Origin of the sequence: Variovorax sp. S12S4, from assembly GCF_023195515.1 — a bacterium.
Classification (GTDB): domain Bacteria; phylum Pseudomonadota; class Gammaproteobacteria; order Burkholderiales; family Burkholderiaceae_C; genus Variovorax.
Map to the genome: position 1 here is coordinate 4,252,400 of NZ_JALPKR020000002.1, position 14,727 is coordinate 4,267,126.

Sequence of the window (14,727 nt, forward strand, 5' to 3'; positions counted from 1 at the left end):
GCATGCTGGTGAGCGTGCGCAGCGTGGATGAAGCCTTGATTGCCGCGCGCGGCGGCGCCGACTTCATCGACCTGAAGGAACCGAGCGACGGCGCACTGGGCGGCTTGCCCGTGGCGACCATCGGCGCCATCGTGAGTGCATTGCGCGCGAACGGCATCGGCCTGCCCGTGAGTGCCACGATCGGCGACTTGCCCATGCAGGCGCTGGACAGCATCCTTGCGCAAGTCGATGCGGTCGGTGCTTGCGGTGTCGACTACGTGAAGGTCGGCATCGAGCGCGGGACCGAGGCCTTTGCGGTGCTCGACGCGCTCTCCGCCTGCGACTGGCCGGTGGTGCCGGTCTTCGTTGCAGACCATGGCATCGACGCGGCGCTGGTCGCGCATGCATGCACGCTCGGGTTTCCGGCGCTCATGGCCGACACTGCCGACAAGCTGGCCGGCAGCTTGTTCGATGCCGTGCCGACGGCGGACCTGCGCGCCTTTGCCGCCCGTGTGCGCGCTTCGGGCCGGCTCGTCGGACTGGCGGGCGCACTGCGCATGGCGCACGTTCCCTTGCTGCGATCGCTGGCGCCCGACTTCGCGGGCTTTCGCAGTGCTGTTTGTGTTGCCGACCGCAAGACGGCGCTGTGCCCGGAGCGGCTTGCAGTCTTGGCCGCATCGTTGCATGGCGAGGCTGTGGAGCCTGCAGCCGCCTGAGCCCCCGGCGTGCGCGGCCATATCCGGGCTGCAGCTTCAACGCGGAACGAAGGTGGCTTCGCCCAGCAGCAGCGCTCGCATGGTCTCCAGCTGGTTCTTGTGAAGCAGCGTGATCGGAAAGGCTGCATCGCCGGAGCGATCGGCAAACTGCTGGTCCACCACGCCGGCGTCGCCAAGCTCGCCCAGCGTCATCTGCGGATCGATGGCGCAAGACTTGACCAGCACCAGTTGCTCGGCATTGAGATGCTTTGCCAGGTCGAGCGCAATCGTGTCCGAGGTGGCCTCCCAGCCGGTGCGCGAATCAGGCTTGTCGCGCCGCAGTTCAAGCGGCAGCCACAGCGCGGTTTTTCCGCGCCGCAGCAGGTCGGGAATCTCGGTCTTGCGTGTTGCGAGCTGCAGCGCCGGGTTGAGCGCATGCAGCTGATAAGCCGTCTGCGCCATGGCCAGCACCGCCATGTTGTGGGCGGCCAGGTCGTTGAACTGCCAATGCGCCTGCACGCGCCGCACTTCGTCCGCAAAGGTGCCGCCGCCGCAGACCACCGTTACGCGTCCGCCGCCGATCTGCGTCAGCAGATCGAGCCACTGCGGCAGCACCGGGTCCGAGCAAAGGCTGCCGCCGATCTTGACGACCCACATCAGTCGTGCTCCCTTTCGAAAAGCGCCGCCACCGCCACGCTGGGTGCGCACACCTGCGCCCAGGCGGTCGTGCCTGGGGTTGCATGGCGGGCCACGTTGGCGACGTCGCCGCCATAAGAAGCAAAGCGGTGCGGTGCGGAAGCGGCTGTTGCCACCGCCGCCGCAAGGTCCGGTACCAGGAACGCACCGCAGCCCGCACTCACGATCACGGCCTCGCGCGAAAGCGCATGCGCCGCCAGCACGCGGCGCAGCTGCGAACCGATGGCCTCGACCTGCGCGGCGCGCCATGCACGCGCAAGCTCCAGCCATTCTTCCGCGGAGGCATCGCGCTCGTCCAGGCCCACCATGCGCGCAAGCCGCTGGCGTGTCGCGGCCAGGCTCTTGGCCGCGTTGTCGGCGCTCGGGTACAGGTCGTGCGCCGGGTCGAGCTCGCCGCACAGCCGGTAGACGTCGGCCGTGGTGGCGAAGAACTCGTTCATCACGTGGCTTGCCCGGCCGCGCCATTCGATGCGCTGCGTCAGCGCGCACACGGGCGTGCGCACCACGCCGTGGTAGGCAAGCTCTCCGCTCACCAGGCGTTCGGCGTCGGTGCGGCTGGTGGCCAGCACGCGCTCGTTGCCGAAGCCGATCAGGTCGGTGGTGGTGCTGCCGATGTCGACCAGCACGCCTTGCGAAAACACCAGCGCCGCATGCCGCGCGGTGGCCAGCCAGTTGGCCGACGCAATGTGCTCCCAGTGACGAGTGACCTGCGCGGGGTTGCACCAGCCGGCGTCTCCGGCAAAGAAATGCAAGGCGCCTGGCCGGGAGGGAAGCGCGGCCGCCAGCGCGGCCGCAATGCCCCGCACGCCGGCTTCGCGGTCGGGGAACAGGTCGACCATTTCGCCCGTCATGGTCACGGCGTGGCGTGCCGTATCGAAAGCCGGCCAGCGCGTTCGCGTGGCTTGCAGTGCGCGCGCCAGATGATCGAGGCCTTGCCAGAGCGGGCAACCCCATTGCGCCACGTCGACCACCTCGCCGCCTTGCAGCAGGCAGGCCTTCACATGCGCGCCGCCGATGTCCCACCCGATGGTGGTGCGTTCAGGCGTCGGCACGTGCAAGTTCCCGTTCGGCGAGTTCGCCGCCCCCGCGGTCCGCCAGCAGTTCGGCTGCAAGATTGCGGCCCAGCGCGGCCGAGAGGCCGACATAGGCACAGGTGACGCGCGGGTTCACCTCGATCACCACCGGCCCGTGCCGCGGATGCCACACCAGGTCGATACCCGCGAACCCGCGCAGCCCCGGGATGGCGCGGGCCACCTGCATAGCCAGCTCGGCCAGCGGCTGACGGCGCGGGTCGCCCCGGCCCACCGCATCGACGCTCACACCGTCGAACGACAGGCTTCCCTGCGAGTCGATCGAAATGCACTGGCGGTTGATGCTCAGCATTTCGGCATTCTGCTCCGTGCACAGCAGCGAGAGGCTCAGGGCTTCGCCTTCGATCCATGGCTCCAGCGTCAAGGTGGCGCCGGCCCGCGTGCGCCGGGCGTGGTCTTCGAGTGCGCCTGCGTGGCGCGTGTGCACATGGGTGGCCACGCCGCCGGCGCCGTCGTCGGGCTTGACAACCCAGCGTTCTATCTCGGGCGCATCGGCAAAGGCCAGGGGCGTTGGCACGCCATGGGCCGCCAAGTGCGCGAGCGTGGCCTTCTTGCCCGCCGTCAGCTCGATGGCATCGGCGCTGCAGCCGAGCCAGCGCGCGTTGCCAACCGTGCGTTGGAACCTGGCCAGCAGCCCGTCCGTCTCGGGCGCGACCAGCCACACCACATCGTGCAGCACGCTCTGGCGCGCCACGAAGTCGAAAGCCGATTCGTTGGCAAGCGGCCGCAGCGGCGCCGCTCCGGCGGGCAGGGTGTTCCCCGGTTCGCAGACCGCGGCCGAGACCGAACAATCGGCCACGCGCATCAAGTCGGCCACCATGGCGTCTCGCATCGAGAGGCCCAGCGGCAGCAGCTCATCGGCGGCCGCATCGTCGCCGTAGTCGCTCCAGCCGCCACCGCTGAGATACTCGTAGACAAACACGCGTGTCGTCATTTCATCATCCACTTTCCGGGTACGTTCCCCATCACTTCCCAATGACTTCCGAACTGAACCTGATCCCCGTCGTCGACTTGCTGCAGGGCCAGGTGGTGAGGGCAGTGCGCGGCGACCGCAAGTCGTACCGGCCGATCGTTTCGGCGCTGTGCGCCAGCAGCGATCCGGTGACGGTGGCGCGCATCCTGTGCGAGCACTGCGCGGCGCGGCAGCTGTACGTGGCCGACCTCGATGCGCTGCAAGGCGGCGCGGCGCAGATCGCCGTGCTGACCGATGTGCTCGAGGCATTGCCCCATATCGAACTCTGGCTCGACGTGGGCCTGGCGGACGCCGCGGCTGGCGAGGCAGTGCGCAAGCAGCTGGCGCCTTTCGCGTCCCGCATCGTGCTCGTCTTCGGCAGCGAATCGCTGCGCTCGCGCGAAGCCCTTGAGCGCTGTTTCGAAAACGCGAACGGCGAGGCTGAAGCGGGCGTGCCCGGCGCCGCGCTCTCGCTCGACCGCCGCGACGGCCGGCGGCTCGACCAGGCCGGCTGCTGGGACGCGGTGGACCTGTGGCCGCGGCGGCTGATCGTGATGACGCTCGAGCGTGTCGGCTCCGGCGCCGGGCCCGACCTGGAAACCTTGCAAGAGGTGCGGCGGCTGGCGCCGGGGGCCATGGTCATCGGCGCCGGTGGAATCCGCAGCCCCCAGGACCTGGCGCTTGCCAGTGCCGCCGGTGCCGACGCCTGGCTGGTCGCCAGCGCATTGCACGACCTTCAGTTGCCGCGGGTGCACCGCTGATCCGGCGGGTCCGGCGCAACGAGGGTGGGTGAGGCATGCCATCAACCCGCCGCACACACGAACCGTGCCATCCCAGCGGGGGCTTGCAAGTACTGCCGATGGCCTCTGCCGGCACGCATTGACCGCCAAAATCGCAACACTGTGTCTCAAACGCGTGTGTCATGAAGGCCTTCCTGTAGCTGTCCGGCCGAGACGCCGCTAGGCAGGCCCCGCCCGGGCGGTGAATGGCACATGGCTTGCGTGGTCGCCAGCCCATGAGCGAACTCGATCCCGCCGCCGCGCAGCCCGGCCACCTTCCGTGGACCTGCCCGTTCTGCCCCCTGTTGTGCGATACCTTCGGCGTCGATGTCGGCCCGCCCGGCACGCCGCTGAAGCTTGTCGGCAGCGACTGCCCGCGGGCCAACGCTGCGCTGGCCGAGTTCAACGGTGCCCCCGTCGCGTCGCAGCCACAGGTTGATGGCAGCGACTGCGACTTCGACACGGCCATTGCTGCCGCTGCCTCCGTGCTCGCAGCCAGCCATCAGCCCCTGTTCGGCGGCCTTGGGACCGATGTGGCGGGTGCCCGCGCGCTGTACGCGCTGGCCTGCGAAACCGGTGCCATCTGCGACCCCGCGCAAGGCCAGGCCATGATGCACGGCCTGCGCGCGCTGCAAGACCGCGGCGGCTTCACCACCACGCTGGCGGAAGCAAGAACGCGCGCCGAGCTGATCGTCTGCATGACAGGCGACCCGACGGCGCAATATCCGGAGTTCTTCCGCCGATGCGGTGTAGGCGAGCGGGATGACCTGCAGATCGAAATGCTGCCCATGGCAGGCGACATGTTCGATACCGTGGGCTTGCTCGCGGCTTTGGTGGCGGGCCGCATCTCGCCAGACGACGCGCGCGTGCCGGCCGAGCTGGTTGCCCTGTCTGTGCGGTTGCGGGCGGCGCGCTACTCGGTGCTGGTGTACGAGCCCGGCCGCCTGCCGGCGCAGGGCGCGTTGATTGTCGAAGCCATCCAGCGCATCGTCGCCACGCTCAACCGCAGCACGCGCGCGGCGTCGCTCTCGCTGGGCGGCGGTGACGGCGCTGCCACCGTCAACCAGGTGTTCACCTGGCTTTCGGGCCTCCCGCTGCGTTCGCGTGCCGGGCCGCTGGGCCTGGAGCACGAGCCGCTGTGCTTCGATGCCGGCCGTCTGCTGGCCGACGACGCAGTCGACGCGCTGCTGTGGGTGTCGAGCTACGGCCCCGAGCCCGCGCCGCCCTTGGCCGATATGCCGCGCATTGTGCTCGGGCATCCGGGCATGCGGCCGCAGGGTGGGGGGCGAGTGCGCGCAAGCAGGTGTTCATCCCCGTCTCGACACCCGGCATCGGTTGCAGCGGCCATCTGTTCCGCACCGACGGCTCGGTGCTGTTGCCCCTGCGGCCGTTGTACGAAGACGGACTGCCCAGCGTCGACGACGTCGTCAGGCGCTTGACGCAAGCCGTGAAAGCGCTGAAGCGGGAGCGTGCGCAATGACGACGCTGCGCCTGCGCGGTGGCCGCGTCATCGACCCCACGAATGGCCGCGACGAGGTGTGCGACCTGTACGTGCGCGATGGCCGCATCGTCGACCTGGCGCCGCACGAGGCCGCCACCGAAGAGATCGACATCGGCGGCTGCATCGTCATGGCCGGCGGCATCGACATGCACACCCACATCGGCGGCGGCAAGGTCAACCTTGCGCGCATGCTGCTGCCCGAAGACCATCGCGCCAACGCCAACCCCCTGGCGCTGCCGGACAACCTGCTGGAGCTTGCATCGTGCGGCGGCTGCGCGCCCGGCACGCTGGCCACCGGCTACCGCTATGTGGAGATGGGCTACACGGCGGCCTTCGAGCCGGCCATGATGGCTTGCAACGCGCGCCACACGCACATGGAAATGGGCGACACGCCCATCCTCGACCATGGCGCGTACGTGATGCTCGGCAACGACGAGCTCTTCTTGCGCATGCTGGCCGAGGGCTGGGACTTCGAGCGCATTCGCGACTACGCGGGCTGGACCATCAACGCCAGCAAGGCGATGGGCGTGAAGGTGGTGAACCCGGGCGGCATCTCGGCCTTCAAGTTCAACCAGCGCAAGCTCGATGTCGACGAGAACCATGTGCACTGGCAGGTCACGCCCAGGCAGGTGGTGCACACGCTGGCGCGCGCGCTGCGCGAGCTTGGCGTGCCGCATCCGCTGCACATTCACGGCAGCAACCTGGGGGTGGCGGGCAACATCCAGTCGACGCTCGACACCATTGCCGCGCTGGACGGCTTGCCCGGGCACCTCACGCACATCCAGTTCCATGCCTACGGCACCGAGGGGCCGAAGAAATTCTCTTCCGCCGCGCTGCAGCTTTCTGAAGCGGTGAACGCCAACAAGAACGTGAGCATCGACGTCGGCCAGATCATGTTCGGCCAGACCGTGACGGCCTCGGGCGACACCATGCGCCAGCATGCGCAATCGGGCCTGGCCGATCCGCGCAAATGGATCGGCGCCGATATCGAATGCGAAGCCGGCTGCGGCGTGGTGCCGTTCCGCTACCGCGAGCAGAGCTATGTGAACGCGCTGCAGTGGGTCATCGGGCTAGAAATTTTCTTGCTCGTCGACGATCCGTGGCGCGTGGTGCTGACCACCGACCATCCCAACGGCGGGCCGTTTACCAGCTACCCGCATCTGATCCGCCTGCTGATGGACCGCAGCTTTCGCGAGGAACAGCTGGCCAAGCTGCACCCCGAGGTGGCGGCGCAGGCCGCGCTGCGCTCGATCACGCGCGAGCTTTCGCTCTACGAGATTGCCATCATGACGCGCGCCGGCCCCGCGCGCCTGCTCGGCCTGCGAGACCGCGGCCACCTGGGCGCGGGCGCCGCGGCCGACATTGCCGTGTACCGCGAGAACGAGAACCGCGAGGCCATGTTCGCCACACCGGAATACGTGTTCAAGGACGGCGTGCTGGTCTCGCGCGCCGGGCGAGTCACGGCGGTGCCCACGGGCGGCACGCACTTTGTGGCGCCTGAGTACGACCGCGGCATCGAGCAGCGGCTGCGCCGGCACCTGGCGGCGCACGGCTCGGTCAACTTCGACCACATTGCCATTGGCCACGACGAGCTTTGCCGCTGCTGCAACGGCGGGCGCCTGCTGCCGGCCGAGTGCTTCCAGGAGGCGTCGTCATGAGGAAGGCGTGTGCGGCATGACGGACCTCTCATCCGTTCAGCGCAACGGCGTCGTCATCGACCAGACCTTCGCCGAGGCCTTTCCGATGAAGGCGACCCGCATCGTCATCACGGCGCACACGCTCGAGTGGGCGCGCCATGCGGCGGTATCGGCCACGGGCTTTGCAACCTCGGTGATCGCGTGCGGCTGCGAGGCGGGTATCGAGCGCGAGCTGGGCCCGCACGAAACACCCGACGGCCGGCCGGGCGTGAACGTGCTGATCTTCTCGATGTCGGGCAAGGAGCTGGGCAAGCAGCTGGAGCGCCGTGTCGGCCAGTGCGTGCTGACCTGCCCGACCACGGCGGTGTTTGCCGGCCTGCCGCGCACGGCCGGCGGCGACGTGGCGGCGCTTGGCAAGAACCTGCGCTTCTTCGGCGACGGGTGGCAGATTTCGAAGGTGATCGACGGTGTGCGCTACTGGCGCGTGCCGGTGATGGACGGCGAATTCGTGGCGCAGGAAGACACGCCCGTGGTCAAGGCCGTGGGCGGCGGCAACCTGCTGCTGCTTGCACTCGACACCGACGGCGCACTGGCCGCCGCCGAGGCCGCCGTGGCCGCGATGAAGCGGCTGCCCAATGTGGTCATGCCGTTTCCGGGTGGCGTGGTGCGGTCGGGCTCGAAGGTAGGGAGCCGCTACGCAAACCTGAACGCATCGACCAATGATGCGTTCTGCCCGAGCCTCGTCGGGCTGGTGCCTCACAGCGAGCTGGCAAGCAATGGCGGCACGCACGCAGCGCAGATCGGTTGCGTGATGGAGATCGTGATCGACGGCCTGACCGAAGCCGATGTGGCTGCCGCCATGCGCGTGGGCATGGAAGCGGCCATCGGCATTGGCCCGGCCGGTGGCTTGCTGCGCATTTCGGCGGGCAACTACGGCGGCAAGCTGGGCCCGTTTCACTTTCATCTGCACAAGCTGCTCGGCGCGGGAGATGCGCCATGAGCGGATGGAACCTCAGGCTGCGGCAAGTGCCTGCGTTGCGCGTGGACTTGCGCGGCATCACGCCGTCGGCGCTGGCGGAGCTCTCGGCTGCGCAAGTCGAACAGCTGCCCGTGGGCCATGGCAACGAGATGCTCCCGCTGGCCGAACTGTTCGCCATTGCGCCAGACAAGGAAGAGGGCGCGCTTCGCTTCGAAGGCAACCTCGAGCGCTTCGACCGCATCGGCTGGCAGATGGACGCCGGCCGCATCCGCATCGAAGGCCATGCCGGCCACTATGCGGGCGGCTGCATGCGCGGCGGCGAGCTGCGCATCGAAGGCCGCGCCGGCCTGTTGGCCGCCTGCGAAATGGCCGGCGGCACCATCGACGTGAAGGGCGACGTCGGCGACTTTGCCGCCAGCACCTTGCCCGGCAGCATGGATGGCATGCGCGGCGGCATCTTCGTCGTTCATGGCAACGCGGGCGAGCGTTTTGGCGACCGCATGCGCCGCGGCACCGCGCTGGTCCATGGCGGGGCGGGCGCCTTCCTGGGCTCGCGCATGGTGGCCGGCACGATTGCCGTGGGCGGCAGCGTCGGCGCGCATGCCGGCTATGGCATGCGCCGCGGCAGCATTGTTTTCGCGGAGGCGCGGGCAGCCTTGCCCGAAGGCACCCGGTCGGCGCCGACCTTCGTGCCGAACCGCGCCGCGACGCCGGTCTTCTGGTCGCTGCTGGCGCGTGACCTTGCACGCCATGGCGGGCTTTTCAGCGACTTGCCGATGCGCCGCATCGAACGCCACCTGGGCGACCTTTCCGCCGACGGCAAGGGCGAACTCATCGTGTGCCTGTGACCCGCTTCCTCACGTTTCTTCATAAACCCTCCTGCCAAATCTTCCTTTGATATGACGCATCCTTATATATTTCACGCCGGCGAAGCCACCGTTCTTGCGAGGGAAGGGCAGTTCACCGACGCCATGCCCGAAATCCTGATCGGCGCGACCGACGGCCCGGTGGGCCATGCCTTCGCGGGCATGATGGCCCAGAGCAAGGGCCACACCGCCATGTTTGCGATTCGTGCCTGCAACCAGCTCGTGCGGCCCGCGACCATCATGGTGCCCAAGGTCACGCTGAAAGATTCGGCAAACATCGACCTGTTTGGCGGGGTGGTGCAAAGCGCAACGGCCGACGCGGTGGTCGACTGCCTGATCGATGGCATCATTCCCAGGAACCTGGCCAACACGCTGTGCATCATCAGCCTGGTGTGGATCGATCCGCGCTGCGCCAAGGACGAGAATCTCGACAAGAAAGACATGTACCGCACCAACTACGAAGCCACCAAGCTCGCCATTCGCCGTGCGCTCAGCAACGAGCCCTCGGTGGACGAGTTGATTGCCAACCGCCACCGCATCAAACACGACATGGACGACTGGAGCTGAATTTGTCCGCCTTCGCGCTTCTCGACGACTGCGGCTCCACGGCCGAGCGGCCGACCAGCCGGCTGCACACCGGGTTCGTCCGCGAACACCGGTGCACAGACGCGGCCCGGCTCGACGAGGTGTGGGCGCAGGTCGATGCCGACTTGCGCCAAGGCCTGCACGCAGTACTGCTGGCCGACTACGAATGGGGCGCCAAGCTGCTTCACGCGGGGCAGGCGCGGCTTTCTCCGGACGACGCTTCGGCACTGCGCGTGCTCATGTTCCGCGAATGCGCCCGGCTCTCGGCCTGCGAGGCGGGTGCCTGGCTGGCAAAGCTCGAACAGCACGAGGCTGGTGAACCGCATGCAGCTGGCCAGCCGCAGCCCGCCGGCGTGATGGACCTGCACCCCAGCATCGACGAAGCCGCCTTCACCGAGGCCATCGCTCGCATTCACGAGGCCATTGCCGCGGGCGAGACCTACCAGGTCAACTTCACCTACCGGCTGCATGGCCGAAGCTACGGCTCGCCCGTGGCCCTCTACCGGCGGCTGCGCGAGCGGCAGCCCGTGGCCTATGGCGCGCTGATCGCCTTGCCGGAAAGCACCGGCAAGGCCGGCGAGAGCGATGCGACCCACGTGCTCTCTTGCTCGCCGGAGCTATTTTTGCGCCACGACGCGGGCGTGCTTACCGCGCGCCCCATGAAAGGCACCGCCGCGCGCGCCGATGCCCCCGAAGGCGACAGCGAAATGGCGCGCCTGCTTTCGGTCGACACCAAGAACCGCGCCGAGAACGTGATGATCGTCGACCTGCTGCGCAACGACATCGGCCGCGTGGCGGAGGTCGGCTCGGTCAAGGTGCCCACGCTCTTTGCTGTCGAACCCTACGCCACGGTGTTCCAGATGACTTCGACGGTGCAGGCAAGGCTGCGTGCGAACGTCGGCATGCCCGAGCTGCTGCGCGCGGTGTTTCCCTGCGGCTCCATTACCGGCGCGCCCAAGCACCGCACCATGGAATGGATTGCGGAGCTCGAGAGCACGCCGCGCGGCCTTTATTGCGGCGCGATCGGCTGGATCGATGCGCCGGGCCAGGGCGCATCGATCGGCGACTTCTGCCTCTCGGTGGCCATTCGCACGCTCACGCTCGGCGACGAGGCCGAAGGCCTGCGTCCGCTGCGCCTGGGTGTCGGTGCGGGCATCGTGCAAGACAGCATCGCGGCCGACGAGTTCGAAGAGTGCTTGCTCAAGGCGCGCTTCCTCACCGCGCTCGACCCCGGCTTCGAGCTCTTCGAGACCATGCTGGTCACGCCGGGCGAAGGCATCCGCTACCTGGACCGGCACCTGGGGCGGCTGGCGGGCAGTGCGCGCGTGCTCGGCTTCAGGTTCAATAGCGACGCTGCGATGGAGGCACTGCGAGACGCGTTGCCCACGCTTGCGCCCAGCCAGCCTTCACGCCTGCGCCTGGCGCTCGCGCACGACGGGCGCATCGGCATCACGCACTCGCCGTTGCCGCCTCTGCCTCCCGGCGCGGTAAAGCTCATCGTGGCCGACCAGCGCCTGCCCAATGCCAGCCCGTTGGGCGCGTTCAAGACAACCGTGCGCCAGCACTACGACGCCGGCGTGCGCGCCGCCGAACGCGCCGGCGCATTCGACAGCCTGTTCTTCACCGAAGACGGCCGGCTCGTCGAAGGCGGGCGCAGCACGCTCTTCGCACGCATCGACGGACGCTGGTGGACGCCGCCCGTTTCCGACGGCGCACTGCCCGGGGTAATGCGCGGCGTGCTCATCGAAGACTCCATCTGGGAGGCCGCCGAACGCAGCCTGTACCTGCAAGACCTGCACGTGGCGCAGAAGCTCGTGGTGTGCAACGCCTTGCGCGGCGTGCTGCCGGCGCAGCTGGTCATGCAAGCCGAGCGCCAGCCGCACGAGGCTTCGGCCGCCTGACGCACCAGGGTGGCAGGCGGCCCCGCTCGCACGCAGGCATGCAATGAAACTGGCGCTCTTCGACCTCGACCACACGCTCATTCCGTTCGACAGCGGCATGGCGTGGACGCGATTCCTGGTGGCGCGAGGCGTGCTGCCGGCGGATGCCGAAACGGTCTACCTCGGCTATTGCCAGCAATATGTGGACGGCACGCTCGACATTCGCGAGCTGCACCGCGTGAGCGTTGCGCCGCTGGCAAGCTTCGGCATGGCGACGCTAAGAAAGTGGGCGGCCGAATTCGAAGCCGAGATCGAGCCCAGGGTGCCCGAGCAGATGCGTGCGCTGGTGCGAAAGCACCAGGAGGCCGGCCACGTCTGCGCCATCGTGACCGCCACCACCCGCTTCATCGCCGAACCCTTCGGACGGGTGTTCGGCGTTGCCGATGTGCTGGCCACGCGCTCACTCGTGATCGACGACACGCTCGACGGCGGTATCGACGGCGACCCATGCTTCGGCGTTCACAAGCTTGCGCATGTGAACGAATGGCTTGCGCTGCGCGATACGCGGCTCGATGCGCTGGAGCAGTCGTGGTTCTATTCCGATTCGGCGAGCGATCTGCCTCTGCTGGAGGCGGTGTCGGACCCGGTGGCCGTGGCGCCGGACGAGCGGCTGCGCGCCCGTGCTATTCAATGCGGTTGGCCGGTTATCGAGCGCGGCTGAGCCGCGCTAAACCTGAATCAACCCCCACCTCAGCGCCACCCACGTCAGCTCGGCCTGATTGGTGGCCCCCAGCTTCTGCTTCACGCGGTACAGGTGCGAACCCACCGTGCTGAGCGAAAGGTTCAGCGTGCTCGCAATCTGCGCCACCGTCATACCGCGCGCAAGCTGGATGAAGACCGAGAACTCGCGCTCGCTGAGCAGGTCGGCGGGGTTGGCCTCACCCTCTATCTGCGCCGTGGCCAATGCTTGCGCGGTGTTCGCGTCGATGTAGCGCTCGCCGCGCGCCACCGCCTTGACGGCGGCAATCAGCGCTTCGGGCGCGCTGCGTTTGGCCAGGTAGCCCAGCGCACCCGCGCGCAGCACGCGGCGCGGATGAATCGTGTCCTCGTGCGCCGAGAGCGCGAGCACGCGCGCCTTCGGGTCGTGGGCCAGCAGGCGCCGCAAGGCTTCGAGGCCGCCCATCCCGGGCATCGAAAGGTCCATCACCACCAGGTCGGGCCGCACCTGCGGGTAGTCCTGGCAGGCCTGTTCGCCGGTATCGGCTTCGGCCGCCACTTCGATCTGCGCGTCGGCCAGCAGCATGCGAAAGCCCATGCGCACCAGCGCATGGTCGTCCACCAGCATCACTCGAATCGGCTGGGCCGCCTGAACTGCCTGGGTCATGTGTTCGTGTTCTCCGCTTCGTCTGCCCGCATGGGCAGCCGCACCGTCAATCGGGCGCCGCTGGGCTCGGCGGGTTCGAGGCGCAATTCGCCGCCCAGGCTGTCGATGCGCTCTGCGAGCCATCGCAGGCCATAGTGCCCTGTGCTGGTTTCCCTTGCAGCCTCAGGGCCGGGCAGGCCGCGACCGTCGTCGGTGAGCGTGAGCTTGACCGATTGCTCTTCGCCCTGCAAGGCCAGCACGATGCGATGCGCCTCGCCGTGGCGCAGGGCGTTGGTAATGCCTTCCTGCGCGGCGCGGTACAGCACCAGCGCGGTGTCGGTGTCGAGCCGCAGGCGGTCGAGCTCCAGCTCCTGATGCCATTCGACCTGCACGTCGCCATGGCTGTTGCGCGTGCGCTCCACCAAGTCTTCGAGTGCCGCCACCAGGCCGAACTTGTCGAGCACCAGCGGCGTCAGGCGGGGAATCATGCCGTGCATGGCGGTGTAGAGCCGGCCCGATTCTTCGGCGATCAGGCGTGCGGCCTGCTCGGCCTGTGGATCGAGCGCCTGCACGCGTTGCGCAATCGAAAGCGCCATGCTGCGCATTGCGGTGACCGATTGCCCCAACTCGTCGTGCAACTCACGCGCGATGAGGCGGCGCTCCTGTTCGATCTTCTGGTCGACCCAGCGGCCGAGCTCGCGGCTTTCCGAAAGGCGGCCTTCGGCCCGCACGGCCCGCCGCTCGGTTTCGATGTGCTGCTGCAGCATGCCGACCATGCGGTTGAATGCGGCGCCGATGGCCGCGGCTTCGGTGCCGGGCAGGGCGCGCAGCGCGACATCGAAGCGCCCGCTTTCGAGCTGGTTGAGGGCATGGACGATGTCTGCGAATGGCCGGGTTGCACGCCCCACGAGCCAGAACACGCCCGCATTGACGACCGCCAGCAGGCCCAGCGCGCTGAGCATCAAAAGAACGAAGTCGTCCCATGCGTCGAGCACCGCGCGCGATGCGTTCGAAAGCACCATCAACCGCCCGCCCGGAAACGCGATGGACAGCTGCGACGGCGGTGGCGAGACCAGGCCGGCAAACCAATCCGGCGCATCGCGCCCGGCCTTGTAGACCGAGGTCGGCGAGCTGTACAGCACGCGGTCGTCGTTGTCGAGCAGCGTGATGTCGTTGGAGCGCACGCGCCCCACACCTTGCAGAAACGACAGCATGGCCGGCGTGCCCTGCGCCGCGTAGAGCCAGGCGGTGCGGTTGAGCAACTGCGCGGCCACGCGATTGGCAGCCACGACTTCTTCATGCACCGACTCGCGCATGGCGCGCACCTGCAGCGCGAGCATGGCCGCAACGAACAGCAGCGTAAGCAGGCTGACGATCAGGTTGATCTTCAGGCGCAGCGTCATGGCACGGGGCTGTCGCCGAAGTGGCCATGCAGCGCATAGCTGTCGAGCGCGGCGACCATGGCCGACACCATTGCCGGATGCGAAGGGTCGTGGCCCGCGCCGTCGACCCAACGCAGCTGGCTGTGCGCGATGCGCTCGTGCACCGCCTGTGCGCCTTCGGGGCGGCAGATGCGGTCATCGCGCGAATGCAGCAGCAGGGTAGGTACCTGGGGAGCGCGTCAAGCCGTTCGAGAAGGGGAGGCGAATCGAGCCAGCAGCGATGCAGCAGGTAATGGCTCTGCACGCGGTAGCGATCGACCAGCGCGTCGAGCGTTTCGCGGT

15 protein-coding genes are annotated in these 14,727 nt (G+C 68.3%); 9 read left to right on the forward strand and 6 right to left on the reverse strand.

What is annotated here, in order from left to right:
* Nucleotides 1-2: 2 nt before the first annotated feature.
* The gene (locus M0765_RS20950) at nucleotides 3-695 is read left to right on the forward strand and encodes a (5-formylfuran-3-yl)methyl phosphate synthase (protein ID WP_258508361.1); all 693 of its coding nucleotides are present in this window, start codon (nucleotides 3-5) and stop codon (nucleotides 693-695) included.
* Between the two features lie 36 nt (nucleotides 696-731).
* Here the strand turns inward: M0765_RS20950 and M0765_RS20955 are convergent, their stop codons facing one another.
* Genes M0765_RS20955 through M0765_RS20965 form a run of 3 tightly spaced genes read right to left on the reverse strand, consistent with a single transcriptional unit; the run spans nucleotide 732 to nucleotide 3,395 of the window.
* Nucleotides 732-1,331: an amino acid kinase family protein gene (locus M0765_RS20955; protein WP_258505724.1), complete on the reverse strand. Its 600-nt coding sequence runs from the start codon at nucleotides 1,329-1,331 to the stop codon at nucleotides 732-734.
* Nucleotides 1,331-2,422 carry a hydantoinase/oxoprolinase family protein gene (locus M0765_RS20960; protein ID WP_258505725.1) on the reverse strand — a complete coding sequence of 364 codons (1,092 nt, stop codon included), beginning with the start codon at nucleotides 2,420-2,422 and terminating at the stop codon, nucleotides 1,331-1,333. The genes M0765_RS20955 and M0765_RS20960 overlap by 1 nt, the downstream gene beginning before the upstream one ends.
* Complete coding sequence (locus M0765_RS20965) at nucleotides 2,409-3,395, reverse strand: ATP-grasp domain-containing protein (protein WP_258505726.1); 987 nt, start codon at nucleotides 3,393-3,395, stop codon at nucleotides 2,409-2,411. The genes M0765_RS20960 and M0765_RS20965 overlap by 14 nt, the downstream gene beginning before the upstream one ends.
* A 41-nt stretch (nucleotides 3,396-3,436) precedes the next feature.
* Here M0765_RS20965 and M0765_RS20970 point away from each other — a divergent pair, with 41 nt between their 5' ends.
* The 8 genes from M0765_RS20970 (at nucleotide 3,437) to M0765_RS21005 (ending at nucleotide 12,361) form a co-directional block, all read left to right on the forward strand.
* Nucleotides 3,437-4,174: a HisA/HisF-related TIM barrel protein gene (locus M0765_RS20970; RefSeq protein WP_258505727.1), complete on the forward strand. Its 738-nt coding sequence runs from the start codon at nucleotides 3,437-3,439 to the stop codon at nucleotides 4,172-4,174.
* A 254-nt stretch (nucleotides 4,175-4,428) separates the two neighbouring features.
* Nucleotides 4,429-5,631: a formylmethanofuran dehydrogenase gene (locus tag M0765_RS20975; RefSeq protein WP_258505729.1), complete on the forward strand. Its 1,203-nt coding sequence runs from the start codon at nucleotides 4,429-4,431 to the stop codon at nucleotides 5,629-5,631.
* Between the two features lie 37 nt (nucleotides 5,632-5,668).
* Nucleotides 5,669-7,351: a formylmethanofuran dehydrogenase subunit A gene (locus M0765_RS20980; protein ID WP_258505730.1), complete on the forward strand. Its 1,683-nt coding sequence runs from the start codon at nucleotides 5,669-5,671 to the stop codon at nucleotides 7,349-7,351.
* Between the two features lie 16 nt (nucleotides 7,352-7,367).
* On the forward strand, nucleotides 7,368-8,330 hold the full coding sequence (gene fhcD / locus M0765_RS20985) for a formylmethanofuran--tetrahydromethanopterin N-formyltransferase (protein ID WP_258505731.1): 963 nt from the start codon (nucleotides 7,368-7,370) through the stop codon (nucleotides 8,328-8,330).
* On the forward strand, nucleotides 8,327-9,157 hold the full coding sequence (locus tag M0765_RS20990; RefSeq protein ID WP_258505732.1) for a formylmethanofuran dehydrogenase subunit C: 831 nt from the start codon (nucleotides 8,327-8,329) through the stop codon (nucleotides 9,155-9,157). Before fhcD ends, M0765_RS20990 begins: the two co-directional genes overlap by 4 nt.
* Nucleotides 9,158-9,208: 51 nt before the next feature.
* Nucleotides 9,209-9,742, forward strand: a complete 534-nt coding sequence (fae, locus tag M0765_RS20995) for a formaldehyde-activating enzyme (protein WP_258505733.1) — start codon at nucleotides 9,209-9,211, stop codon at nucleotides 9,740-9,742.
* A gap of 2 nt (nucleotides 9,743-9,744) precedes the next feature.
* Nucleotides 9,745-11,661, forward strand: a complete 1,917-nt coding sequence (gene pabB / locus M0765_RS21000; RefSeq protein ID WP_258505734.1) for an aminodeoxychorismate synthase component I — start codon at nucleotides 9,745-9,747, stop codon at nucleotides 11,659-11,661.
* A 43-nt stretch (nucleotides 11,662-11,704) separates the two neighbouring features.
* Complete coding sequence (locus M0765_RS21005) at nucleotides 11,705-12,361, forward strand: HAD family hydrolase (RefSeq protein WP_258505735.1); 657 nt, start codon at nucleotides 11,705-11,707, stop codon at nucleotides 12,359-12,361.
* Nucleotides 12,362-12,367: 6 nt separating this feature from the next.
* Here the strand turns inward: M0765_RS21005 and M0765_RS21010 are convergent, their stop codons facing one another.
* The 3 genes from M0765_RS21010 to M0765_RS21020 are packed head-to-tail and all read right to left on the reverse strand — an operon-like array spanning nucleotide 12,368 to nucleotide 14,603.
* Nucleotides 12,368-13,024, reverse strand: a complete 657-nt coding sequence (locus tag M0765_RS21010) for a response regulator (protein WP_258505736.1) — start codon at nucleotides 13,022-13,024, stop codon at nucleotides 12,368-12,370.
* Nucleotides 13,021-14,406 (reverse strand): histidine kinase, encoded by a 1,386-nt coding sequence (locus M0765_RS21015; RefSeq protein ID WP_258505737.1) that lies wholly within the window; start codon nucleotides 14,404-14,406, stop codon nucleotides 13,021-13,023. The genes M0765_RS21010 and M0765_RS21015 overlap by 4 nt, the downstream gene beginning before the upstream one ends.
* On the reverse strand, nucleotides 14,403-14,603 hold the full coding sequence (locus M0765_RS21020; protein ID WP_342456071.1) for an alpha/beta fold hydrolase: 201 nt from the start codon (nucleotides 14,601-14,603) through the stop codon (nucleotides 14,403-14,405). Before M0765_RS21020 ends, M0765_RS21015 begins: the two co-directional genes overlap by 4 nt.
* Nucleotides 14,604-14,727: the final 124 nt, after the last annotated feature.

Coding starts and splice junctions, on each gene's coding strand:
- M0765_RS21015 (WP_258505737.1), bottom strand. CDS start 14,406: ATGACGCTGCGCCTGAAGATCAACCTGATCGTCAGCCTGCTTACGCTG.
- M0765_RS20965 (WP_258505726.1), bottom strand. CDS start 3,395: ATGACGACACGCGTGTTTGTCTACGAGTATCTCAGCGGTGGCGGCTGG.
- M0765_RS21005 (WP_258505735.1), top strand. CDS start 11,705: ATGAAACTGGCGCTCTTCGACCTCGACCACACGCTCATTCCGTTCGAC.
- M0765_RS20975 (WP_258505729.1), top strand. CDS start 4,429: ATGAGCGAACTCGATCCCGCCGCCGCGCAGCCCGGCCACCTTCCGTGG.
- M0765_RS20950 (WP_258508361.1), top strand. CDS start 3: ATGCTGGTGAGCGTGCGCAGCGTGGATGAAGCCTTGATTGCCGCGCGC.
- fae (WP_258505733.1), top strand. CDS start 9,209: ATGACGCATCCTTATATATTTCACGCCGGCGAAGCCACCGTTCTTGCG.
- M0765_RS21010 (WP_258505736.1), bottom strand. CDS start 13,024: ATGACCCAGGCAGTTCAGGCGGCCCAGCCGATTCGAGTGATGCTGGTG.
- M0765_RS20990 (WP_258505732.1), top strand. CDS start 8,327: ATGAGCGGATGGAACCTCAGGCTGCGGCAAGTGCCTGCGTTGCGCGTG.
- M0765_RS20970 (WP_258505727.1), top strand. CDS start 3,437: ATGACTTCCGAACTGAACCTGATCCCCGTCGTCGACTTGCTGCAGGGC.
- fhcD (WP_258505731.1), top strand. CDS start 7,368: ATGACGGACCTCTCATCCGTTCAGCGCAACGGCGTCGTCATCGACCAG.
- M0765_RS20980 (WP_258505730.1), top strand. CDS start 5,669: ATGACGACGCTGCGCCTGCGCGGTGGCCGCGTCATCGACCCCACGAAT.
- M0765_RS20955 (WP_258505724.1), bottom strand. CDS start 1,331: ATGTGGGTCGTCAAGATCGGCGGCAGCCTTTGCTCGGACCCGGTGCTG.